Genomic DNA, 22,493 nt, shown 5'->3' with positions numbered 1-22,493 from the left:
CGGGTGATCGTGATCGAAACCTGAATGGGAGCGGATGATGAGCGATGGAGCTGAACGTGAATGGCTGGTATACCTGGTAGGGCCGGCGGGGACGATCGAGGTAACGGTGAAAAGCAGCACCGGACCAGATATTGGAAACAACGAGGTGCGCCTCGGCGAAAGCCGGTTTCTGCGCGAAATGTTCGCGGGTGCGCTGCCCTACGACATGGTGAGCAAGGCCAACGTTTATCCCAGGTCGCCGGGCTGATCATCGCAAACCGAAGAAGCCGGGCCGGCAACATCTGCCGCCGCGGCTTCTTCGTGAGCCAGATGATGCGCCAGTCCGGCGGCAATGTGAACCCCGCGTGGTCGTTCCCGCGGGGCGCTGGTGTACCTCACGGTGTACAAGCGCGGCGCGGAAGAGGTGGTGCGGCGGCTTTGCGCGTGAACGACAGGGCTGAATAGGACGGCCGGCGCTCCGAAGGGATCGCCGGCCGTTTTCGTTGTTCCCCAAGGCTAGCCGTTCGAGCGCGGAAACTCAGACTCTTGCGTCCTCAACCCCGGCTGCGCTTGCCTTTTCATGATATCTACACCCCGGGGACCAGTTTGGGGGTTGATTCGGACGCGTCGTACACCGAAGCGCCGGGCGCGTCCCGCTTCACGCGAGTGATGGCGTCCAGGCAGCTGTCGCGGCGGACGTAGCCCTCACCCGAATCCGCGATCTTCTTGTTGTTGTCGGCCAGGAGCGCCCACCGCCACTCACCCGCCTTGTCTTTGGTCATCCAGAACTTCGCCATGGGAACACCTCTCCACCAGGGTGAATCTCGGGTCGCCAAACGAGCGACCTTGAGGCCAGCAACCGGTACTGCGACTTGCCGACGCTTCCCTAGTCGGACGTATCCTCGCTATTTCCCCTTCTGCCTGCGGCGGTTTCGCACGATTCACGCTGAAGGTGCCTCCAAGCCTCGTCTTCCTCCGGGCGTAGCCAGTCCCGCAGCGAGTCCTCCGCCATGAGGGCCGCTTCGTTACCGCCGCTGATTGTGAGGACTCTAGCCACCGGCTCTCCGCCTTCTGTCAGGATTACCTCTTCCCCGGCAGCCGCACGGCGGATCAACTCCGGAAGCGGCACCGGTTCGACGATGTTGATCGCGTACTCCGCCATCAGGATTCCCCGGTCCCGGCGCCACGACGCGCGCGGTGAGCGGCAGGCCCCCCGCTCCGAATCGTCCCCTCAGGCAATCAGCACGCGGGCGCGGGCGGCAATGCGCTCCATCTGCTCCTCGCGCGCGTCGGCCCAGCGGGGGAGCCGGATGGCGTTCATCGCGAGGGCAATGGCGCCCATCAGGGAGAATACGAGCAGCACGACCAGGTCCTCGTCCAGCACTTCGGCGAACAGCAGGACGCCGAGGACCAGCCCCGCGAACAGGCTCGCCAGTCCCATCTGGCTGGCCGCCACCGCGGTGCCCTTGCTGGTGCCCAGGCGCAGGCGGTAGCCGGCTTCCGTGGGCTCCACGTACGCGTGCAGGTTGCCATTGGTCCAGATGCGCACCCCACCGCTCGACCGGTCCTTGCCGCGCGCACCGAACGTCTCGCGCAGATCCGCGAGGAGCATTTCCCACTCGCGGTCGGTGGGCGCCCGCGGCAGATCGACCGTCCGGCCGACCGCAACCGGCATTCCCAGGTGCGTGCGCCGGCGTGGCGCGTCGACGCGGTGCACGTCCAGCGCCGCGGCCGCCTCGGCTACGCGCTCCGGCGCGATGCCCACCTCGGTGCCGATGGACTGGAGTTCGGCCAGGGAGAAGCCGCTCTCGGGAGCCGGCGCGTGCCCGGCGGACGCGCGGGGGCTCGCCGCGTACTGGAAGATCTCAGCGACCTCGGCCTCTCCGTACCGACGCTGATTCGTCATCGCTCACTCCAGGTCCAGTGGAAACGTTGGGTGCATGATGGACGCACGGAGCCTCGCGGGCAAGGCGCGCGACGCCGGACTACGCCATCCACGCGCCCGAGTTTCAGCGCAACGAACCGCGAGCGGGAGGAGTGCGGGTCGGACGATGACAGGAGCGGCCGGCGATCCGCCGCCCTACGGCGTCCGGGTGATGCGGACGGTCTGCTTGGCGCGCTCGTCCGCGCAGCCGTTCACCACGTCCCACCTCTGGCAGTCGTTGGCCAGCCAGGGCCAGGTGATCACGTCCGCGCCCTCCGCCGTGGAGCCGCCGCCTACGTCCAGCGCCTTGCCGCTGTGCGCCGCGGTGATCTTGTGCCCGTCCGACTGCCGCGCGACGTCTACTCCTGGCAGTGCGCGGTGCGGCGGCGGGTGCGCCTCAGGGTCGGGCTGATCTTGGTCGCGCGGGAGGAACATAAGGTCAGCAATCTGGAGCTTGGGTTGCAGACAGCCCCGCGACCCCTGGTATCAACCCCGTTCCGGCTCCGTATTTCCGAGCCTGCCGACCGCGAGCGGCGAGCCCGCGCCGTGAACACGGGCGAACGCGTAATCTCAGCGACCGGGCGAGTTGTCGCGAAGACGCCGAAGCCGTACAGTACAATAGAGGTTGGCTGGCGACGGCTTCCCATACTCGATCGGAACGTAGCATGCGCCGTTCGCCCGGTTGGAGCCGCTCTTTAGGGCTGGTGCTCGCAACCGCAGTCCTGACTTTTGTGCACCCATCGACCCGACGCGAGGTCCTCGGCGATCGGTGCTCCGGCGAGTCCTCGGCCAGGGCTTCCGTACATGTCATGGCGCTCGACGCGGGCCGGCCGCTCTCGAAGGAACTGCAATGGCGGAGCGCGCTCATCGTACGAGACGGAATGTACGTCGACAGCAGCACCGTTGCGTACGGCGCCGCGCGGGAGAGGGCTGGCACGTACGACGTCGTGGTACGCGCACCCGGCTACCGCGAGTGGAGCCGCGCCGGCGTGCGGGTGCCCCAGCGGCTGTGCGACCTGAAGCGCGCTTGGCTCCGGGCAGACCTCCAGCCAATCACCCAATAGCAATGCGTCCTCAAGAAATCGCGGGGCCGTGTCTCGAAAGGACACGGCCCCACGATCGGTTATTGGGGGAATGCAACAGCGGATAGAAGGAGGTAGCCCGCGCACCCTCAGCGCCTACGGCGTCGTCTCGATGCGCCACCTCTGGCAGTCTGCGCCGGTGTAGGTGCGGACGATGGCGTCGGCGCCGTTGGCGGTGGAGCAGCTGGCGACGTCAAGCGACTTGCCGCTGTGCTTGGCGGTGATGCGGTAGTAGTCGCCGCCTACGTCCACCACGTCCCACTTCTGGCAGTCGTTGGCCGCCCAAGGCCAGGTGATCACGTTCGCGCCCTCCGCCGTGGAGCAGCCGCCCACGTCCAGCGCCTTGCCGCTGTGCGCCGCGGTGATCTTGTAGAAGCCGTCCGTCTGCCGCTCGAAGTTCCACTGCTGGCAGGTGCCGCCCCAGTACGGCCAGGTGATGGCGTCGGCCCCATCCGCCGTGGAGCATCCTGCCACGTCCAGCGCCTGCCCGCTGTGCCGGGCCAGCAGCTTGTAGCGCCCGTTGGGGACGACGGTCGCCGTCTGCCGGATGGTCCACTGCTGGCAGAGCAGGCCCGTGTACGTCCAGACGATCACGTCGGCCCCGTTCGCGGTGCTGCACCCGGCCACGTCCAGCGCCTTGCCGCTGTGCTTGGCGACCAGCTTGAAGGCGTCGGGGCCGGTCTTCACCACCTGCCAGCGCTGGCAGTCGGCGCCGCTCCAGGGCCACTGGATCACGTCGGCGCCGTCGGCCGTGGAGCAGCCGCCCACGTCGAGCGCCTTGCCGCTGTGCGCGGCGGTGATCTTGTAGTGCCCGTCCGTCTGCCGCGCGAAGTCCCACTGCTGGCATCCCGCGCCCGAGTACGGCCAGCTGATGACGTCCGCGCCGTCGGCCGCGGAGCAGCCGCCCACGTCCAGCGCGTTGCCGTTGTGCCGCGCGAACAGCTTGTAGCGGCCGTTGGGGACGGCGCCCGTCATCGTCACGCGCTGGATGGTGCTGCCGCTGTACGTAAGCCGGTCGATGGCCGTGGCGCGGCGCTTGGCGTTGAACTCGGTGCCGTCCTCGTAGCGGTGGTACACGATGTACCAGTCGTCGCCGCCGCGGTTCAGGATGGCGTGGTGCCCGGGGCCGGTGTAGTTGAAGTCCTTGGACAGGATCTGCGCCCCGTACGTCCACGGGCCGGTGGGTGACGAACTGGTGGCGTAGCGGACGTTGTAGTCCGCCGTGTTCCAGCCGCCGTTGCTGTAGCTGAGGTAGTAGATGCCGTTGCGCTTGTGCACGAACGGCCCCTCGGTGAAATACGAGGGCTTCTGCACGATCCGCGAGCCGCTGAGCGAGGTCATGTCGGCGTTCAGGCGGTGGATGCCCATGTTGCCCCTGCCCGCCGACCCGCCGTAGTACAGGTACGCCTGCCCGTCGCCGTCGATGAACACCATGGGGTCGATCGCCTCCAGCGGCACCGCCGCGTCACTGTGCACCAACGGCCGGCCGATGTCGGTGAACGGCCCCCGCGGCGAGGTGCCCACGGCCACGCCGATCTTGCTGTCGGGGTGCGGCCCGTTGGCGCTGTAGTAGAAGTAGTAGTTGCCGTTGCGATGGGCGATGGCGGGCGCCCAGCCGTTGCGGTCCGTCCAGCTCACGCCGGGGCCCAGGTCCAGCACCACTCCTTCGTCCACCCAGTTCACCAGGTCGGTGGACGAATACGCATGAAAGCGCTGGCCGCCCTTCGAGGTGGGATAGATCCAGTACTTGCCCTCGAACTGCGCCACGTGCGGATCCGGCGCGTCAGGACCCAAGATGGGGTTCCGATAGCCGATTGCGACGGATTGGGATGGCGGAGCTTCGGGCGAGATGAGCCGCGGGGACGGGCCGCTGACCTCGTCGCAGCCGGAGTGAAGCAGGCCGGCCACAAGCGGAACGAGCAGTGCGCGGAGCAGCGATGGAACACCTGCCGGCATGGTGCCTCCTTGGGGAGCGTGAAGGCCTCTAACGTACGTGACCGTCTGCAGAACACGCCGCGAAGCGTGCGAACGGGGTGGAGGGGGATGGATGTGGTGGAGAAGCACGGCCCGCGCTCCACCCCAGGAGCACGGGCCGCCCTGGATCTCGTAGCTTACTTACGGGCAGGTGTACGTGCAGCGATCGGTCCACGCAGCGTCGGCCGCTGCCTCACCGTTCGAAATCGCGGTGAGGAACGAATCGACGTGCAGATCTTCCAGGCGGAGGTGAAGCTTGTTCATCGTAGCCTCGCAGCAAAGGGGAAAGATGCGCCGTTCCTTGATCATATACGCCGAAGCCTCTCCGCGCAAACATGTCTGAAACGGTGAGCATCTTCGACGATCACGCCGACGCCTGCGTCCTCACCAGCACCAGGCGTACCGATCACATGTGATCGCTGAAATCGTCGAGTGGCGCGTCGAAGTCGTCCGCCATGTGGATCAGGCCCTTGGCGCTGCCAAACTCGCGCTGACCCTTTGCACGCGTGATCGGGATGATCCTGGCGATCGGCTCGCCGCCGTCCGTGAGGATCAGGTCGTCCCCACGCGCAGCATCGCGGATGAATTCCAGTAGACGAGACTCGTTACCGATTTCGAAAGCACGCTCACCCATATTCCGCTCCGCCTCACAACCAGGTTCGGATGCTCAGATATAACGTAATCGCATCCGCCCGTCCGTAATACGGCCCAAGCAAAACGGCCGGCGATCACATCGGGATGGCCGGCCGCTCGTCATCTGGAACCCACCGCAGGGTCAGGGCACCGGGCAGGCCCCACCGTTGAAGCGGTAGCAGGCGGTCTGGCGGTAGTTGAGCGAGCCGGGCTCGCGCGTGTAGACGATCACCCAGTCCACGTCGGGGGCCGACCGCACTGGAACCAGGAAGCTCGCGGTCACGTCCAGCCCCGGCTGAACCTCCACCGGCTGCGAGTCGGCGAAGTGGTGGTGAGCCCCCGAAGGCGACGTGCGCAGGCCCCAGAACTCGATGAAGAACGTGCCGCGCCCGCCGGTGTTCTGCAGGCGCAGCGTCACCCGGTCGCGCGCGATGTCGGCGGCGGCCACGGTGCCCGACACCACGGTCACGGCCGCCGCGGGGCGGACGACGACGTTGGCCGTGGCCGAAACACCCCCCACCGTGGCGCGCACGGTGCCCTGCCCCGGCGCGACGGCGGTCACCTTGCCCGCGCTGTTCACCGAAACGATCGACGGCGTCGTCGACTGCCAGGTCGGCGTCTGCGTACTGCCCGTCACCTGCGCGGAGAGCGTCAGCTCGTCACCGACCGCGTCGAGTGTGTCGACGGCGGGCGTAAGGGAAAGCGTGGAATCGGCCTTTGCGGTCGGGCTGTCGCCACAAGCGACGGCGGTGGCAAGGGCACACAGGGCAGCGCCGGCGCGGAGCGCAGGGCAAAGATTCCAGAACGTGCTTCCGGTGATTGCGGTCATCAATCCATGCAACTTCTTATGGGCGCTCAAGATGCCGAGACTTTCAAGCGCGGCTGAGCGGAGGAGGAATTACCAATTATACCGTAAACATACGTTCTCGGCAAACGTCGCGGCCTCCTCACCTCGACTGCTGGCAGTCGCGCCGGGCGGAACGACGCCACGGCCGGGCACAAGAGGCCGGGCACCGGCTCGGAGCCGAACTTGCCTGCTCCGCGGTCGGTCACCTGCCCCGCGGATCCTCGCGCCCACTCGTGAACGTGTGCCAGATGCGATCGACATGCTTGCCGCTCCTCCTTCTCGCCCTGGCTGCCTGCCAGAAGAACGATCCCCCGCCCGCCGCGTCCGACACCGCCGCCGCGGCTGCGACCGCGCCCGCCGCTTCGCCACCTGCTTCATCGGGTGCCGTTGCCTCGCTTCCACGCTGGCTGCCGGGTGAGGGCGGCGAGGTGCAGGAAGCGCTGGTGACGGGAACCCTGGTGGTGGAGAACGGCTGCTTGGTGGTGCGCACCGGCGCGGACGAGCGGTACGCGGTGCTCTGGCCGCCGCACGTGGACCTTGCCCTGGAACCACGCGGCAGGGCCGTCCGCGACACGCAGACCGGAGTCATGGCCAAGGTGGACGGGCCGGTGCGCCTGAGCGGCGGGGAAGCCCCGGGATCGTCCGGTGATGCCGGGCACCTGCGCGACGACCTGCCGGCGGGCTGCCCGGGCAAGCTCTGGCTGGCCGGGGGGATACAGACGCCCTAGGCAAGTGGGGAGGTGGAGATAGAAGACCGGCCGACGAATCGATCTGCGATTGTCGGCCGGTGCAGAATGCCGATGGGATTCACCTACTCCCTGCTCCTCCGGTACGCCGCTTGAATCCTGGGATCCACAGAGGGCAAGCCGTAGAGCAAGCCCATGTCCTGCTGCAACTTGTGGATCTCCCGCTCTTGCGCGGCGGCATGTCCCCACGCCTGGACGGCCATCTGAAGCGACAGCTCCGAATCCCACAATCAAGGTCAGCGCGGCAAGGCTGCGCGCAAACAAGAAGGCCCTCCACCAGCGAGGCTCCACCGGCCGCGTGCCGTCCCCGAGCAGGAGTTCCCGTAAAGGACCCGGGTACTCGATCGGCTTCCCGGATATGTCGAGCGCCGTATGCGTGCCGAGCACCCACGACAGCACTATGCCAAGGAAACCGACCAGCGCGGTCCATCCGGCAGCACCCAGAAAAAATGCGGGTACGGCGGCGATGCCCAGCATCAAGCCGTACAGTCCGAGCGCTACGCTCGCCCGAGGATGGGACGTCATTCGGGATTGAGAGAAAGACATGGCGTGCGCGCGATCAGTTCAGGTCAGTCATTCTAGCCGCCAAGCGTCCCGACGGTAGCCATGGGTCGTGCACCGGCAGCAGATAACCGCCCCTCCGCGCCTCCCGTTCATCGTACCTCGATGTCGTCTACGCTGTGGGGCCTGACGAATTCCGCAGCCACCCCGCGGTTGTGATCATCAACACACCTACGATGGCAGTGACGATCGTGATGAACACGGGGGAGCCCGCGACGATCGGCTGGGCCAGGAAGCCGTCGCGCAGCAGCCCGTTGAAGAGCACGAACAGCAGCGTTCCAGTCAGCACCATCGGCAGCAGGAGGATCGCCGCGAAGGTCGCAGCGCGCCAGCGGATTCCGCGCGTCACCCTCCATCCCGCCACGATTCCGGCGCCGCAGATGAGCGTGACGAGCGCAACCGTCATCCAGTAGACCGTCGGGCTGATCGTCTGCCCGCCAGACAACGTGCGCGCGACCACTAGCTCGTCGCCGCCGCGCATTCCCACCGTGATGATGCGGGCCAGCGGGTTGGCGGCAAAGATCAGCGCCAGCCCCAGCCACCGCGCGTTCCACTCCGCCCTGCGCGTGAGCACGATGCCGATGGCGATCACCAGGTAGCTGAACAGCGGGCCCGCCGCGGTGGGAGCCGGGGTCGTGCACCCGGCGGACAGGCTCCACTCGTTGAAGTCGCGCGTCGCCCACTCGCCGCACATTAGCCGGCCGGTGATCGTGTGCGCCAGCTCGTGCGCCTCGTGCACGGCCAGGATCAGGATGCAGAACGCGGCCAGCCAGCGCAGGCCCATCCGCGTGGTCGCCGTGTCCCTCGGCGTCGTAGTGGCGGCGGTCATCGGGCCCCAGCGAGGGCGCAGTGCAGCGCGGCAGCTTGCGCGGGAACGTGGTCGCGGCCCACGACGGCGAACACGCGGTCACCGCGGGCGGCGGCGGTGGCCAGGACCGTGTACATGTGCCGGTTGCGGAACTCGCTCGAGGCGCGGTTCACGTCGTTGGTGAAGATGCCGCCCGTCTCCGCGGACGACTTCAGCGGATCGAACCAGCGCGTCGGCGCCTGCCACCACGCCGCCGGCTCGCTCCAGTAACGCCGGTACGCCGCGTCCAGGTCGTCGATCGTCCACGCCGCCCCGAACTGCTCGCCGAACATGGCGTTCGCCTGCTGCAGCAATCGCCCGACGCCCGCTTTCAGCTCCGCCTCCCCCATGCCCTGGCGCTCGCGAAGGCGCGCCGTTTCGCGAAGGAGGTAGAAGAGCTTCACCTGGTCCTGCGGAAAGCGCTCCAGCATCGCCGCGACTTCGGCCTGGGGCGACGGCTCGAGGCGCTCCACGCGTGCACCCGCCTGCTGCGCGAGAAAGCGGACGTAGCCGGATTCTCCATACTGGCGGATGGTCTCGTCGCCCGTTTCGGCCACGGGACGGGCGGGACCCTCGTAGAACGCCACGGTCGGCCGGCGCTGCTCCCACAGCTGGCGGATCGCGGCGAATTGCGGGTGTTCGGGATCGCGCGAGTGCGACGCGCCGAAATAGCTGAGGTGGCCCGTCGCGGACGAGATCTCCAGCGGCGGAAGTTCCTCCGGCGCCGGGGCGCGGTCGGCGTAAGGGACAAGCAGATCCGCGCAGGCGGCGATGGGATCGGCGGCGGCAGCTTGGCCAGCCGCGGGAACCGCTGCACCGAAAGCGGCGCACGAGGCCGCGACAAGGATACGCATCGTAGTCGTCAGGTAAGGAGAATGGGCATTACCCGCGGCCGCGCACTGGCGGCACGCAGCGACTACGATGGTGTGAGCGGCAGGTTTCAGCGTTGGTGCTCCGGCTTGCCGACGCGGGGAGCACCGCGCTCAGCCGCGCCAGGGACGCAGCCGGGGAATCCACCGCGGAACGTGGGCCCGGTACGCGCGGTAGCTGTCGCCGAAGCGGCGCTGCAGCCCCGGCTCTTCCGAGAGCAGGAAGTACGTGTGGTTGATCAGCACGAACGCGCAGGCCCACAGCGCCAGCCGCCCTGAGCGCCAGAACAGGACCTCGCCCAGCAGCATCGTCGCGACGCCGCTGATCATGGGGTTGCGCACGTGGCGATACGGTCCGACGGCCACGAGGCGCCGGGTGGGGTCCCACGGCGCGAGCGTGCCCTGCCCCACGCGCGCGAACAGCAACAGGCACCAGGCAAACAGCGCGAACCCGACGCCGAACAGCACCCCACCCGCCACGCGCGACACCAGATCGAGCCCCGCCCCACCGCCCCAGCCGCCCGGCGCATCACCCGTCCGCAGCAGCAGGAACGGGATGACCACGACCACGGTAACGGGCAGCAGCAGGATGGAAATCGCGTGGCGAAGGATCGTCATCAGCGGCGCCTTGAGCCCGCTGCCGTATCGCGGGCGATCAGCCCTGGACGTGCGCGGGATTCATCCAGACCACTTCCCAGATGTGGCCGTCCGGGTCCTGGAAGCTCCAGCCGTACATGAACCCGTGGTCCTGCGGATCGTTTGCGGGCGAGCCGCCGGACGCCAGCGCCGTGTGGACCATCGCGTCCACGTCTTCCCTGCTTTCGGCGGAAAGCGCCACGAGCACCTCCGTCTGCGTGGTGGAATCCACGATCTGCTTCTTCGTGAAATCCTGGAAGCGTCCGTGCACCAGCAGCATCACGAACGCCTCGTCGCTGACGATCATGCAGGTGGCCGTCTCGTCGGTGAACTGCTGGTTGAAGCTGAAGCCGAGCTTCGTAAAGAATTCCACGGACCGGGCGAGGTCCTTTACGGCGAGGTTCACGAAGATCTTGCGGGAGGTTCGGGTCGCCATGAGCTGCTCCGTCGGGAGGTAGGCCTGCGAATGCGCGGCGGGTGGAAGGCGCATCGGCCGCTAAAGTGCGCCGCTCCCGGCACACTGGCAAGGCGAAACGAGAGCGGCGGCCGAATCAGGCCGCCGCGTCGTGTTCGTTCACCGGACCCACCGCGGAAGCCAGTCCGCGCCGGGCGCGCGGGTCAGCCGGCGGGGATGGCTGCCATCGGGGCGCGCCAGGTAGAGCTCCGGGTCGCCGTCGTGCTCCCAGCTGAAGGCGAGCCACTTTCCGTCCGGCGACCACGCGGGGCTCTCCTGCGCACCGGCCGCGAGGGCGTCCGCCGACGAGGCGATGCTCGCCGGCGTGCCACCCTCCAGGCTGGCGATGCGGACGCGGGCGCGCTTGCCGCGGGCCAGCTCCACGTACGCGATCCGCTGTCCATCGGGCGCCCAGACGGGGGCGGACTGCAGGACGCCCGCGTTCCGCGGGGTACCGGTCAGCGCGCGCAGCCCCGTTCCATCCGCGCCGACGAGGTAGATGCGGTCTTCACCCTCGCGGTCGCTGATGAACGCCAGCTGGCGCCCGTCCGGCGACCAGCGCGCGCCCCAGTCGTCGCGGCGGTACGCCGTCAGCCGGCGGACCTCGCCGCCATCCGCCCGCATCACGTACAGCTCGGCGTCGCCGTCGCGGCTGGAGGTGAAGGCGATCCACTGGCCGTCGGGCGACACGGCCGGCTCGAAGTTGCCCTCGCGATCGTCCGTCAGCCGGCGGACGGCCCCGCCGTCGCGGTCCATGCGGTATAGGTCGCTGAACCCGTGGCTGCTGGCCTCGAACACGAACCAGGTTCCATCCGGCGCCCAACTGGGGTTGCGCACCCGGGCCCCGCGCGGGCCGATGGGAATGGCCGCGCCGCCATCCACCGGCACCAGCGACATGCGTTCGGCGCTGCCGGCGGGCGTCTGCTCGGCCGAGACCACCAGGAGGGCGCGCCCGTCCGGGGACACCGCCGCGGGATAGTCGTCGGCCTCGCTGCTCGTCAGGCGCACCTCCCCGCCCCGCAGGTTCACCACGCGCACCTCGCGGTTGCCGTCGCGCTCGGAAACGAACGCGATCCGCCCGTCGCCCGGGTCCCCGCATCCTCCGAGGACCAAGGCCAGGAGCAGGGCCCCGAAGCGCATCCGGGACCCGCCCATCGTCCGGAAATCCACCATCACCGGATGCGCACGGCGTCGGCCACCACGTACGACCCGTCCGCCGTCCAGCGCGAAAGCTGGATCTTGTTCCATCCCGCGGTGAAGCTCCACGTGCCGAGCGTGTTCCACTTGCCGCCGTTCACCTGCTGGTTGGCGGTGGCGCGCCCCACCTCGGTGCCGCTGGCGTTGTAGGCCAGGTACGGCGCGCTGATGGAGCGGTTGGCCAGGTCCGTCCACCAGGCATCCACCGTCTTGGTGGCCGCCGCGGGAAGGTAGAACCAGAACGTAGCCGGGTCCGACACGGCCGCGGTGGGGGCGTGATAGTAGCCGCCGCCGTAGTACTCGGGGATGTTGTCGGACTGTGTCCACCCGGTGCCGATCTCGAACTTTTCCTTGGCGGGATCGTTGAGGCTGTTGTTGTTGTCGACGATCAGCGCCTCGCCCGCGTCGCATGCCGTGTTGATGCGGCTCATGTAGTCCGTCCACGGCCAGTTGGCGCCGGGGTCGGTGCGGTCGTACGGCTGCAGCCGCGCGTGGCTGACGATGTGGTTGCGGTCGCGCGGAACGTCGTGCCGCTTGCTGATCTGGCAGGCCAGGATGGCCGACTCGCGGATCTGCCCCGACGGCCAGGACGTTTGCGAGGCGTAGCCCGCGGGCTCGATGCCCACGGTGAAGTAGTTGCTCTGCACCCCGTCCCACCGGCAGTCGGTGCTGTTGTTGCGCGAGCAGTAGTAGGTGGCGCCCACGTGCCACGCCTTCTGGCTCTCGTACACCAGCTTGCTGATCTCGCTGCCCGTGGTGTTGACCACGTAGTGGGCGCTGGCCTGGGCCGACGAGTTGGTCAGCCAGCTCCAGCAGCTGCTGTAGCTGCTTTCGCACGAGTGGATGACCACCATGTGCACGGGATAGCTGCCGCGCGAGCTGTAGTTGGGCGACGGGCGCCAGACCACGTTGGCGGAAAGCGTCGCCCCCGCGCGCGGACCGGAGGGCGCGGGCGCCACGGCCGGGCGCGGGAACCCGGGAGCCACGCGGCGCGCGCCGAGCGTGGCGCGCCCCCCGGCGTGATCCGCGGGCACGCCGGCGTTCAGCACGGCGTACACACCTTCGTGCACGTACGCCGCCTGCCCCTCGGGCGCGACGATGCCGCTGTAGCGCGCCACGGCCGGCGCCCACGCGGCGTAGTCGGCGCGGTTGACCTGCAGCTCGTCCGCGAGCGAGGCGAGCACGGCGGCGGCGGCGCGGATGTTGGCCTCGGGGCGAAAGCGCGCCTCCGCGGCCGACACGCCGGCCAGCGCGGCGCCACGCTCCAGGTGCGCGCCGCGCAGGGCCATCACACCGAACGCACGCGGCTGGCCGACAAACTCGGCCTCGCCGCGCACCATCTGCCACCCGGTTTCGGCGAATCCCACCGCCTTCAGCAGGTCTACCGGCACGCCGAACTCGACGGCGGCGTGGTTGAAGATGGGGTCCAGCTGAAGCTCGCCGGCCACCGCGACGGGCGCGGCGCGGGGCGTAGTGGGCTGGTCGGCGCAGGCGGAGAGCACGCCGGCCGCCACGAAAGCCAACGCGAGGACACGGAAGGGACGCATGCGGGTCCTTTCAAGGGGAGAAACCGGTCTGCCGGGAGCCCGCCAGGACCGCAGTTTCAGGACCCGCGATCCGCGCCGCGGATGCGCTCGCCGCAACCGCGTGGGGTGGCACGGCTTGCGGGATATTTCGCGGTTTCTTCCGAAGATGTGCGCACCCCGCCGAGTGCACCGTCGCGGTGCGGCCTGCTCCAGAGCGGTGCACGTGACACGATCGTCTCCGGAGAATTCCACAGGCTTCGGCACGGCTGACGGTGGTGGCCAGCGTCGCCCGATGCGCCGCGGCCTTCCTCGCGGACCGAATCACCAGCCCGTTCCGGATGGATGCCGCGCCTGGAACGTTTCTGGCGGCAAACCTCTGCATCCCCATCCCGCAGGTTCCCCCGATCCACGAAGCACCATGAATCCATCATTCCCCAGCCGCCGCCTTGCCGTGGCCGCGGCGGCCGCGCTCGCGCTCGTCGCCTGCGACGCCGGGCCGCGTGTCGTCGCACCCGCGCGCGAGTCCATCCCCGCTCCGCAAGCGCCCTCGCGGGTGATGGCCGCGGCCACCTCCGGCACCGTGCGGATGGAGGCGCACTTCACCGACCTGCGCGCCGGGGCCACGCAGGACATGTCCATCCTCAACCACGTCATCTACCTGATCGACAACGCCCCGGCGGGCTCCACCATCCGCACGGCCATCCACAACATCAGCGCGAACGTGGTGCAGGCGGCGCTGCAGCGGGCGAAGGACCGCGGCGTGACGGTGTACGTGGTGATGAGCGGCAACCATCACCCGGGCGACCCCGCGGACGACGACGACACCTCGCCGGAGAACCTGCAGGCGTATCTGGACGGCGGATCGGGAACGCGCTTCCGCTGGTGCGTGAACGGGGGCACCTACACGGGCGAGGGATGGGATGGATGCATCGCGCGCCACGCCAGCGCCATCATGCACTCCAAGCTGTTCCTTTTCAGCCGGACCAAGGACGCCACGGGCGTGCTGCGCGACAACGTGAGCTGGTTCGGGTCCGCCAACCTCACGTACGCCACCGGCGCCAACACGTACAACAACACGGTGACGGTGTACGGCGACAAGACGCTGTACGACAACTTCGTGAACAAATACTGGGCGCCGCTGTGGGCCAAGGCCAGCTATGCCAACAACGACTTCTACGACTCGTCGTCGGGACGTGGATATTTCGGCGGAAGCACCTTCAACCTGCAGGTGTACGCGTCGCCGGAGCAGGAGACGGACCTGGTCTACAACCGCATCAACTACGTGGAGCCCGACACCGCCTGCGCCATCCGCGTGGCCGAGGCCATGTTCAACGACACGCGCAACAACGTCGCGCAGCTGCTGGTATCCAAGAAGCAGCAGGGGTGCTGGGTCTCGGTCGCGGTGGGCTCCATCGGATCGCAGGTGCTGGCCACGCTGCGCAACGCGGGGATCGCCGTACGCAGGATCAACACGCACGACAAGTTCATCCTGGTGAAGGGCCGCTATGCGGGGTCCACGACGACGCGGCGCATCGTGTTCACCGGCTCGCACAACCTGTCGCACTCGGCCAACTACCTCAACGACGAGCTGTTCGTAAAGCTGGAGGACGACACCATCTACGCCGCCTTCCGCTACTCGTGGGAGCGCATGACGGCCGACGAGGACGTCTACACCTATCCCTGACGGCGAACGGCATCACGCGGAGGCGCGGAGGAAACGATGAGCCGCGGAGGGGCTGGGTGCCCTCCGCGGCTCTCGCTCTCCCCCGCTCCGTCCGGGGCCTGCGGGCGGGAACCTGCGGCTGGAACAGCGGAAAGCCCCGACACGGGCCGCTGGCGCGTCCCGTTCGGGGCTTCACCTGCACGCGCGCCCCACCTGCCGACGCGCGGGATGTCATCCCGATGGAGCGGCCCCGGCGAACCTGCCCATCCGCCGTACTCCGCAGCGACTGAGGGATCCGCCACACATTCCGGGCGCGCCACACGGGCTTCCCCACACGGGAACAAGCCAGTCCGCGCAGGCGGACTTCGTGTGGTTATTGCAGCGAATTCATTCGCCCGACCGAGCCGAGGCCGCGACCCAGAGCCGGGTAAGCCCGCGGCTGGAGCCGCGGAGGGCTGGGTGCCCCTCCGCGGCTCGTCTTTCCATCGAGCTCCGTCAGTGCTTGCCGGAGCCGCAGTTCTTCTTCACCTCGTAGTGGATGGCGCGCGGATAGTCCTCCCGCGGCAGGCGCACCTGCACCAGCACGGGGCCGGCGTTGATGGCGTCGCCCTCGTCCGCCAGCCGGCCGAGCAGCGCGTTCAACTCGCCGTGCGTGCCTACCACCACGCCCGTCATCGGCGTGTCGGGGCCGGAGAACACCTCCGCCAGCCGGCTGTACTTCCACTTGTGGAGCACGTTGTAGAAGCCGGCCTCCTCGCCCGAGGCGGGATCGTAGAAGCACGGGTGCACCAGCATCTGCTCGATGCCGTAGAAGTCGTCGTTGTTCATCACGAAGACCACGTTGTCCTGCCGCAGCCGCGTGTGGGTGGAAAGCTCCTGGCAGGTTTCCTGGAACGATCCGTCGCCCACGAACACCAGCGCCCGCTTCTCCGGCAGCGCCGCCTTCACCCCCGTGACCGCGCCCACCGAGTAGCCGATGGCCAGCCACGAGCCCTGGCAGAAGTAGGTGCGCGGCTGCGGCATCTTCAGGTTCTGCGAGCCCAGCAGCGAAAAGCCGGCGTCCGAGACCACCACGTACGGCGACGTGGCCGCGGTGCCCTCGCCCGACGCGGACGCGTCCAGGAAGGCGCTGATCCGCGCGAAAAATCCGTCGTAGGTGAGCCCCTCGTCGGCGGAGGGCGCGGCGGCCGGCTCGCCCACGGCCTCCTCGCGCGAGCCCTCCGTTGCACTGTAGTAGTCCGCCGGGGCATCCGCGCTCTCCGCGGTGATCCGACGCTGCACCAGCGCGTCGCGCAGGCTGGTGATGAACTCGCCCAGCTTGACGTCCGGGAAGTAGCGCGGCCCCACGCTGACGCCCTGGTGCGCCGCCACGATCCAGTCGTCGCCCACGGAGCGGGTGCCGCCCAGGTTCTTGGAGGTGGCCCACGACCCCAGCCCCACGCGGCAACCCGCGACGTCCTGGAACATCCGGTAGATCTCCGGCAGGCTGGCCTTGCCGTTGTACACGCCGTGGAACAGCGGGTGGTTCTCCGACATCACGGACTTGCCGCCGATGGTAGTGCAGAACGGCAGCCCCGTGGCGTCGACCAGCGACTCGAACTCCGCGCGAAGGCCGTAGCGGTCGATCTCTTCCCCGCCCCACAGGATGGGGCACCCCAGCTTTTCCATCAGCGCGACCGCCTCGTCAACCGCGGCCGTCCGCATCCGGTCCATGGCTGCGGAAGTGGGCCGAGGGCGAGCGGTGACGGGGCCGGCGGGCGGGTCGCACTCCCCGTCCCACACGTTCTCCCAAACTTCGAGATAGACGGGACGCCGCTCCGTCAGGCACGCCGTCAGCACACCGTCGATCTGCACGGGCGCCATGCGGCTGCTGGTAACCACCTGCGCATCCGCCGTCACCTGCCGGAAGGCGTCGACGTTGCTGCGCGTGTTCGGGCTCATGTGGCTGGTCAGCAGGCCGATGGCCTTCAGGTTCTGCCACTGCTCGTACGTCGGCGCGCCGGTGATGACCACGAGCGGAATCTGCTCCACGTACGCGCCGCCCACGGGCTGAATGACGGACAGCGCGCCCACACCGTAGGTGACGGCGACGGCGCCCAGCCGCCCCGTCGCCCGCGCGTACCCATCCGCCGCGTACCCGCCGTTGATCTCGTTGCAGTTGCCCACCCAGCGGATGCCGGCCTGGCGCGCCACGGGAAGAAAGGGGCCCAGGTGGTTGCCCGGAACGCCGAACAGGTCGGTGACGCCCAGCTCCGCCAGGCGCGCCGACAGGTAGCGCGCCACCGTCCACCGATCGCCAACGGGGCCGCTCACGCGCTCACCTCGCCATTCACCTCGAGAGCCACGCGCACGGCGGACTCCAGCGAGCCCTCGATCCACGCGTGCTTCAGCGAGGTGTGCTCGCCGGCAAAGTGCACCGGCCCCTCGACCGTGGGGATGTGAAGGTGAAGCTGCGTGACCTGCCCCGGGGTGAACACCGCCGCCTCGCCAAAGGCGTAGCGGTTGCGCAGCCAGCTCTGCGTCTGCCCCTTGCCCGTGTAGAACACCTCGATGCGCCGGCCGTGCAGCGACTGCAGGCCGCGTAGGGCAAAGGCGTACCGCTCGTCGTCGGACATGGAGTCCCACCGCGCGGCGTCGTCGGCCCAGCTGTAGCTGGCCAGCACCACGCCCCCGTCGCTGCCCGGCACCGGGTGCGACGGGTAGTACATGAAGCGGTTGGGATTGTCGGTGATGGACCCGCCGCCGAACACGTGCGTGGCCTCGCGGTCGGGAGCCTCCTGGTGGCGAAGCTCGGCGTAGAACGCCTTTTCGCGCTTGGCGATGCGGGTTTCGTCCACGTCGGGGTCCGCGCCCAGCAGCGCCGTTCCCTTCGCCTGGCTCTCACTCGCGTGCTCCTCGTACAGCCCCGGGCGGATGGCGTTCATCTCGCGCTTCCAGTCGGCCTCACTGAACTCCCACCAGCGCTTGCTGAACTCCAGCAGCACCTTGGTAGCCGAGTCGTAGTGAAGCTCGATTACCGCCCTGCCCTTCTTGTAGCTGAACAGCGGGTCCACGATCACGTGGCGCAGGCTGCTGAAGGGAATGGTGACGATGGCCACGTCGCCCGTGAACTCCTGGAACTCCGGCGGCGGCCGGCTGCCGCCGCGGTCCTCGTCGGCGTGCTCGTCCACCGTCTTGATCCATACGGCCGGGCCGTCGGGTCCCACGTGCGTGCACCCCGAGCAGTCGCGGTCGGGGTGCCAGTACTCCATCTGCACCAGCCGCCGCCCCATGACGATCTCATCGCGCAGAAAGGAGAGAAACGCGTACGGCAGCCGCCAGCTTCCGCCCTCGATCTCCCAGTACGTGGCCTTCGGATTGATGTCGCTGCGCCCGAGGAAGCTGTGGAAGAACGACAGCGGCAGCCGCGACGTGAGGTTCTCGATGGTCCCCACCGCCTCGATGGTGCCATCCGCGAACTTTCCGTGCTCCTTGAGGAACCCCCACATGGAGTACTGGTCGAAGTCGTAGATCACCCGCGCCCAGCCCTCCACCCACTCCCCGAACGGCTTGCTCTTCCGCTCGCGGGTCACCGGGTCCACCGTGGAGTAGTAGTCGCGAACCTTGTCGACGACGTCGTTCACCAGCTGGTTCGTCGTCTTGCTCCGCAGATCTTCGGGCATGCCGAACGTGGCGTTGATCGCGCGCGGGTCCTTCTCGTACTCGCTCTTGCGAACCTGCTTTCCGTTCACGCGGATCCAGGCGTTGTTCACCTTGTCCGGCGGGGTGAACGGGACGTCGGGGCCGTTGCGCCACTCCTGGCCGGTGAACGACTTGTAGACCACCGGGGGCACGGTGCCGCTGCCGGTGCCGGGCTTTACGTCGACGTTGTAGAACAGGCGGCGCTTCAGCCCCAGCTTGTCCACCAGGGCAAGGACCAGCGGGTGGAAGTTGGGAAGCCGCATGGCGCCGGCCTCGGCGTACTGGCGCGGATCGCGGAAGGGCGCCGGCAGGTCCGGGCGCCACTGGTCGTAGCGAAAGGTCTTCAGCCGTCCGCCCACGCGGTTGCCGTTGGCCTCGATGATGGTGACGTGGTGGCCGGCTTCCTTCAGCAGCCACGCGGAAACCAGCCCCGCGATCCCCGCGCCCACGACCAGCACCTTCTTCGGCTTGTCGGTCTTCGTCAGCCCGCGGTCGATCAGGACGTCCAGGTACTTGAGCACCAGGTCGCCGTCGTCGTCGCCTACCATCAGCAGGGTGCGGGCGAGCTTCACGCAGGTTGCCCAGCGCTCGGGGTCCAGCTTCTCGGTTTCGGTCATCGGATGGGGTGCGGTGGAGTGGATTACGTGCGGCGGGACGGGGCGGCGAGCCTGGGGAAGGCGAGTGCTGAGGCTGCCGGATGCGGAAAGTACGTGCGAGCGCCGGGCGGGACAACCACGGCGATGCGCGTCCCACCGACCCGCTGCCGATGGACGTGCACAGGGAGCTTGCGGGCCGGCCCGGCGGCGCAGATACTGAACGCACCGCACGCTCCACCGTCGTTGCCCGTCCACCCGCCCGGAGGCCAACCGATGCTGATTCCCCGCTACTGGTCGCGCGCAGAGTCCCAGGCCGTCACCCCCGCCGGCAAGCCGGTGCGGTTCCACGTCTGGCGAGGCTCGCGAAGCAGCCCAGCCGAGGCGCAGTCGCTGGCGCAGGAGGCGGTGGGGCGTGTGGCGGCACGCATCCAGGCGGGGGAGGGCTTTCCCCAGCGCTACACGTATGGCGACCGCCCGCTGCGGGAGGAGGTGGTACGCGAGTTTCCCGCCGCCTCCTCGGCCGACGCGCCGGATGCGGCCATCACCCGCAACTCGTACGGCGCGCTGGTGCTGAACACCGCGCGGGCGTTCTTCATCGATGTCGACGTTCCCGCCGCGGACGCCCAGCCCGCATCGCGGCCCGCCACGCCGCCGGCGACCTCGCACCCGCTGTGGGGGCTGGTGGATGCGCTGCCGGTGCCGCCGGGACTCAAGTCCATTGCCGAGACCTTCCTGGGCCCGCGCACCCCGGCGCCGGCCGCGCCCCCGCCCGCCGCAACGCCCGCCGGGTGGACGCCGGGAGATCCGCCCACCGCGCCCCTGGCACGGCTGCGCAACTGGATCGCGTCTCACCCGGACTGGCGGGTACGCGTGTACCGCACGCACTCGGGAATGCGCTACCTGGTGACGCACGCGCCGTTTTCGCCCACCGATGCCCAGGTGCAGGCCACCATGACGGCGCTGGGGGCGGATCCGCAGTACATCCGGCTGTGCCAGGTGCAAAAGAGCTTTCGCGCGCGGCTGACGCCCAAGCCGTGGCGCGTGGATGTCGAGAACCCGCCCGTCACCTTTCCGTACGAAACCGGCGCGGACGAGCAGTCGATGCGCGAATGGGAGCGGCGCTACGACGCAGCCTCCGGCGGCCGCGCGACGTGCCTGTTCGTGGAGGAGCTGGGCAGCGGTGTAGAACACCCCGACATCGCCCCGTTCCGCGCGCTTCATGACGAGCAGACGCGCGCCACGTCGGGTCTGCCGCTGGCGTAGGGTGCTGCGTCAGCTGTAAGCCGGCTCGCCACACGCAACACAATTCGCCTAAGCGCCGTCCCCGTCAGGACGGCGCTTCTCCCTTTACCCTTGACCGGGTGCACAGACGTGCATACACTCCGATGCGATTTGAATGGGATCCGAAGAAGGCACGCACCAACGCCGCGAAGCATGGAGTTCGGTTTGCTGACGCCGTAGGTGCGCTGCAGGACGAGGACGCGATCACGGTAGAGGACCCACACCCAGAGGAGGAGCGCTACGCCACGATCGGCACTGACAGCTTGGGCCGAATCGTCGTGGTGGTTTACACGTGGCGAGGAATAGGAACGGTGCGTTTGATTTCCGCGCGCCGGGCGTCGCGAACAGAGCGACTTGTCTATGATCGAGGTAAGCAATGAAAGACGAGTACGATTTCAGCGCGGGGCGGCGAGGCGCGATCGACCCCTCTCCCGCGGGAAAGACGCGGATCACAATCCGGCTGGACAACGAGGTGCTGGATTGGTTTCGTGCGCAGGTGGATGCGGCGGGTGGCGGCAATTACCAGAGCCTCATCAACTCGGCCCTGCGGGAACACGTACGCCACGCGGCAGAACCGCTGGAAGAGACGCTTCGCCGCGTGCTGCGCGAGGAACTGCGGCAGAGCGCCTGATCCACCGCTACCAGCGTGGACGGGGTTCCCCCTCCCCCGGCCCCTCCCCCGCAAACAGCGCGGGAGAGGGGAGAATTTCGAGCGGCGATTCCGTTCGTTCGATAGCCCATTCGTCACTAACCCTTGACCCGCCCCTTTCGCGTTTTAACGTACACCGTTCGCGGCTATTCGGTTGTGCCGGGCGTTATGGTACGCACTCGCGCGGCTGCCGATTCAGAGACGCGGGAAAGCGCCGTCAGCAGTTCACCATAGAAGAACACATCGGGCTCTCTGTTGTCGCTGTAGAGCTCGTCGGCGATCCGGGTTGCATCTGAAGCAGAAACCAGCTGCTGCAAGGCTGCTTGAACCTCGTCGCGCGAAAAAAGCGAGGTATGGTCAGCGTTGGGAAGCGATTCCCGCTGTTCCGCCGTGAGCGGGGTCCAGCCTACGGGTTCTCTGTTGGTCATTTCTTTATCGCTCCTGCCGGGGTTGCACGCGGGGCCGCATTGCTTCGCTTGCTTGCTTGTTCACTTGTTCACTTGCTTGTTCACACACACCCTACGCGAAAGGAGGTGCCGCGCACAAGGTAAGCGGGTCGCACCGTGTTGGTCATCCTAGTCCACTTTACGTTAATGAGAGGAGAACTCGTCCGATGAGTACGAAGCGTAGCCGATCCCTCCTCCTCGTGTGGGCCCTCGCGAGCGTTACTCTGACAACCGCTTGCGCGGACAGCCCGGCCGGTCCGGCCTCCGTAGTGACGCCGCCGCCGGAGCACGCGCCGCTGAGCAATTTCCAGATCGTGGACGATGGCAGCGGGGTGGAGTACGAGATGGACACCGGGGAGATGGCCTGTCCCGCGATCCTGAACTCTCACGTCCAGTACTGGGTCAACATCAACGCCGTGGGTCCGCGACTGTTCACCTTCTTCGCTCCCCATACTCGTATCGGCTATCTCGGCGGGGGCGTCTATCGCTACCGGATGACGCTGGGCCGCTCGGCCGACAACGAGTGGCTTGCGGAGGGGTCATGGACGGGCAAGTGCTTTGGGTACGGTCAGTGGGGGATCGGCAAAGTGGTGTCCTTCGAGGGCACCGTCTGGCAGGTTGGCGACGACGGGTGGGGCGACGGGTGCGGCGACGGCGGCTCGGACGGATACTCCCTGGATACCTACGATCCGTACTCTGCTACGCCGGATTGCGGCGGGGACGGCGACGGGGGCGGGAGCGAGGGAGGCGGTGACGGCGGCGGCGACTCCTGCTCTTGGGAATTCATCGTGATCGAGATTTCAAACGATGGCGGCCGAACTTGGCAGCAGTACTGGTCCGGCTGGGCGGAAGTTTGTCAATGAGGTGCAACCTGGCTTCCCCCCCGGCGCGTCTTGGAAAAC

General features: G+C 68.2%; 25 protein-coding genes. 8 read left to right on the top strand and 17 right to left on the bottom strand.

Going from position 1 to position 22,493, the window contains the following annotated elements; all coding sequences use genetic code 11:
* The first annotated feature begins 34 nt into the window (after positions 1–34).
* Positions 35–247, top strand: coding sequence for a hypothetical protein (locus VF632_RS16830; protein ID WP_331024087.1), 213 nt, complete (start codon positions 35–37; stop codon positions 245–247).
* A gap of 319 nt (positions 248–566) precedes the next feature.
* Here VF632_RS16830 and VF632_RS16825 read toward each other — a convergent pair whose 3' ends face one another.
* The 4 genes from VF632_RS16825 to VF632_RS16810 all read right to left on the bottom strand — a co-directional run bounded on the left by VF632_RS16825 (position 567) and on the right by VF632_RS16810 (position 2,338).
* Positions 567–776 (bottom strand): YegP family protein, encoded by a 210-nt coding sequence (locus VF632_RS16825; RefSeq protein WP_331024086.1) that lies wholly within the window; start codon positions 774–776, stop codon positions 567–569.
* An 89-nt stretch (positions 777–865) separates the two neighbouring features.
* On the bottom strand, positions 866–1,141 hold the full coding sequence (locus VF632_RS16820; RefSeq protein WP_331024085.1) for a type II toxin-antitoxin system prevent-host-death family antitoxin: 276 nt from the start codon (positions 1,139–1,141) through the stop codon (positions 866–868).
* A 69-nt stretch (positions 1,142–1,210) separates the two neighbouring features.
* Entirely contained in the window at positions 1,211–1,885 is a 675-nt protein-coding gene (locus tag VF632_RS16815; RefSeq protein WP_331024084.1) for a hypothetical protein, read from the bottom strand.
* A 174-nt stretch (positions 1,886–2,059) separates the two neighbouring features.
* Positions 2,060–2,338 (bottom strand): RICIN domain-containing protein, encoded by a 279-nt coding sequence (locus VF632_RS16810; protein WP_331024083.1) that lies wholly within the window; start codon positions 2,336–2,338, stop codon positions 2,060–2,062.
* A 446-nt stretch (positions 2,339–2,784) separates the two neighbouring features.
* Here VF632_RS16810 and VF632_RS16805 point away from each other — a divergent pair, with 446 nt between their 5' ends.
* The gene (locus tag VF632_RS16805; protein ID WP_331024082.1) at positions 2,785–2,967 is read left to right on the top strand and encodes a hypothetical protein; all 183 of its coding nucleotides are present in this window, start codon (positions 2,785–2,787) and stop codon (positions 2,965–2,967) included.
* Between the two features lie 114 nt (positions 2,968–3,081).
* Here the strand turns inward: VF632_RS16805 and VF632_RS16800 are convergent, their stop codons facing one another.
* From VF632_RS16800 to VF632_RS16785, 4 genes are all read right to left on the bottom strand, one after another.
* Positions 3,082–4,941, bottom strand: a complete 1,860-nt coding sequence (locus VF632_RS16800; protein WP_331024081.1) for an RICIN domain-containing protein — start codon at positions 4,939–4,941, stop codon at positions 3,082–3,084.
* 159 nt (positions 4,942–5,100) lie between these two features.
* Positions 5,101–5,223 carry a hypothetical protein gene (locus VF632_RS16795; protein ID WP_331024080.1) on the bottom strand — a complete coding sequence of 41 codons (123 nt, stop codon included), beginning with the start codon at positions 5,221–5,223 and terminating at the stop codon, positions 5,101–5,103.
* 142 nt (positions 5,224–5,365) lie between these two features.
* Entirely contained in the window at positions 5,366–5,593 is a 228-nt protein-coding gene (locus VF632_RS16790; RefSeq protein ID WP_331024079.1) for a hypothetical protein, read from the bottom strand.
* A 141-nt stretch (positions 5,594–5,734) separates the two neighbouring features.
* Entirely contained in the window at positions 5,735–6,421 is a 687-nt protein-coding gene (locus VF632_RS16785) for an Ig-like domain-containing protein (protein WP_331024078.1), read from the bottom strand.
* A 281-nt stretch (positions 6,422–6,702) separates the two neighbouring features.
* Here VF632_RS16785 and VF632_RS16780 point away from each other — a divergent pair, with 281 nt between their 5' ends.
* Positions 6,703–7,167: a hypothetical protein gene (locus VF632_RS16780; protein ID WP_331024077.1), complete on the top strand. Its 465-nt coding sequence runs from the start codon at positions 6,703–6,705 to the stop codon at positions 7,165–7,167.
* Between the two features lie 691 nt (positions 7,168–7,858).
* On the opposite strand, the gene VF632_RS16775 is transcribed toward VF632_RS16780, so the two are convergent.
* The 6 genes from VF632_RS16775 to VF632_RS16750 form a co-directional block, all read right to left on the bottom strand.
* A complete protein-coding gene (locus tag VF632_RS16775) occupies positions 7,859–8,575 on the bottom strand; it encodes a hypothetical protein (protein WP_331024076.1) in 717 nt (238 codons plus the stop codon).
* A complete protein-coding gene (locus VF632_RS16770) occupies positions 8,572–9,447 on the bottom strand; it encodes a hypothetical protein (protein ID WP_331024075.1) in 876 nt (291 codons plus the stop codon). The genes VF632_RS16775 and VF632_RS16770 overlap by 4 nt, the downstream gene beginning before the upstream one ends.
* A gap of 129 nt (positions 9,448–9,576) precedes the next feature.
* Complete coding sequence (locus tag VF632_RS16765; RefSeq protein WP_331024074.1) at positions 9,577–10,080, bottom strand: isoprenylcysteine carboxylmethyltransferase family protein; 504 nt, start codon at positions 10,078–10,080, stop codon at positions 9,577–9,579.
* 37 nt (positions 10,081–10,117) lie between these two features.
* Positions 10,118–10,534 (bottom strand): VOC family protein, encoded by a 417-nt coding sequence (locus VF632_RS16760; RefSeq protein ID WP_331024073.1) that lies wholly within the window; start codon positions 10,532–10,534, stop codon positions 10,118–10,120.
* Positions 10,535–10,672: 138 nt separating this feature from the next.
* On the bottom strand, positions 10,673–11,728 hold the full coding sequence (locus tag VF632_RS16755) for a hypothetical protein (RefSeq protein WP_331024072.1): 1,056 nt from the start codon (positions 11,726–11,728) through the stop codon (positions 10,673–10,675).
* Positions 11,725–13,296: an N-acetylmuramoyl-L-alanine amidase gene (locus VF632_RS16750; protein ID WP_331024071.1), complete on the bottom strand. Its 1,572-nt coding sequence runs from the start codon at positions 13,294–13,296 to the stop codon at positions 11,725–11,727. Before VF632_RS16750 ends, VF632_RS16755 begins: the two co-directional genes overlap by 4 nt.
* 397 nt (positions 13,297–13,693) lie before the next feature.
* Here VF632_RS16750 and VF632_RS16745 point away from each other — a divergent pair, with 397 nt between their 5' ends.
* Entirely contained in the window at positions 13,694–14,959 is a 1,266-nt protein-coding gene (locus VF632_RS16745; RefSeq protein ID WP_331024070.1) for a phospholipase D-like domain-containing protein, read from the top strand.
* 474 nt (positions 14,960–15,433) lie between these two features.
* Here the strand turns inward: VF632_RS16745 and VF632_RS16740 are convergent, their stop codons facing one another.
* Both VF632_RS16740 and VF632_RS16735 read right to left on the bottom strand, forming a co-directional pair.
* The gene (locus VF632_RS16740) at positions 15,434–17,251 is read right to left on the bottom strand and encodes an alpha-keto acid decarboxylase family protein (RefSeq protein WP_331024069.1); all 1,818 of its coding nucleotides are present in this window, start codon (positions 17,249–17,251) and stop codon (positions 15,434–15,436) included.
* A complete protein-coding gene (locus VF632_RS16735; protein WP_331024068.1) occupies positions 17,248–19,236 on the bottom strand; it encodes a flavin monoamine oxidase family protein in 1,989 nt (662 codons plus the stop codon). The genes VF632_RS16740 and VF632_RS16735 overlap by 4 nt, the downstream gene beginning before the upstream one ends.
* Before the next feature lie 252 nt (positions 19,237–19,488).
* Here VF632_RS16735 and VF632_RS16730 point away from each other — a divergent pair, with 252 nt between their 5' ends.
* From VF632_RS16730 to VF632_RS16725, 3 genes are all read left to right on the top strand, one after another.
* Complete coding sequence (locus tag VF632_RS16730) at positions 19,489–20,478, top strand: hypothetical protein (RefSeq protein WP_331024067.1); 990 nt, start codon at positions 19,489–19,491, stop codon at positions 20,476–20,478.
* A gap of 122 nt (positions 20,479–20,600) precedes the next feature.
* Positions 20,601–20,876: a BrnT family toxin gene (locus VF632_RS28090; protein ID WP_349264006.1), complete on the top strand. Its 276-nt coding sequence runs from the start codon at positions 20,601–20,603 to the stop codon at positions 20,874–20,876.
* Positions 20,873–21,127 (top strand): BrnA antitoxin family protein, encoded by a 255-nt coding sequence (locus VF632_RS16725; RefSeq protein WP_331024066.1) that lies wholly within the window; start codon positions 20,873–20,875, stop codon positions 21,125–21,127. Before VF632_RS28090 ends, VF632_RS16725 begins: the two co-directional genes overlap by 4 nt.
* A gap of 164 nt (positions 21,128–21,291) precedes the next feature.
* On the opposite strand, the gene VF632_RS16720 is transcribed toward VF632_RS16725, so the two are convergent.
* The gene (locus VF632_RS16720) at positions 21,292–21,573 is read right to left on the bottom strand and encodes a hypothetical protein (protein WP_331024065.1); all 282 of its coding nucleotides are present in this window, start codon (positions 21,571–21,573) and stop codon (positions 21,292–21,294) included.
* A 185-nt stretch (positions 21,574–21,758) separates the two neighbouring features.
* Here VF632_RS16720 and VF632_RS16715 point away from each other — a divergent pair, with 185 nt between their 5' ends.
* A complete protein-coding gene (locus VF632_RS16715) occupies positions 21,759–22,454 on the top strand; it encodes a hypothetical protein (RefSeq protein ID WP_331024064.1) in 696 nt (231 codons plus the stop codon).
* The last annotated feature ends 39 nt before the right edge of the window (positions 22,455–22,493 follow it).

The organism is Longimicrobium sp., from assembly GCF_036388275.1.
Taxonomy (GTDB): domain Bacteria; phylum Gemmatimonadota; class Gemmatimonadetes; order Longimicrobiales; family Longimicrobiaceae; genus Longimicrobium.
Note: the sequence above shows the minus strand (reverse complement) of the source record. Positions and strands in the feature narration are given on the sequence as shown.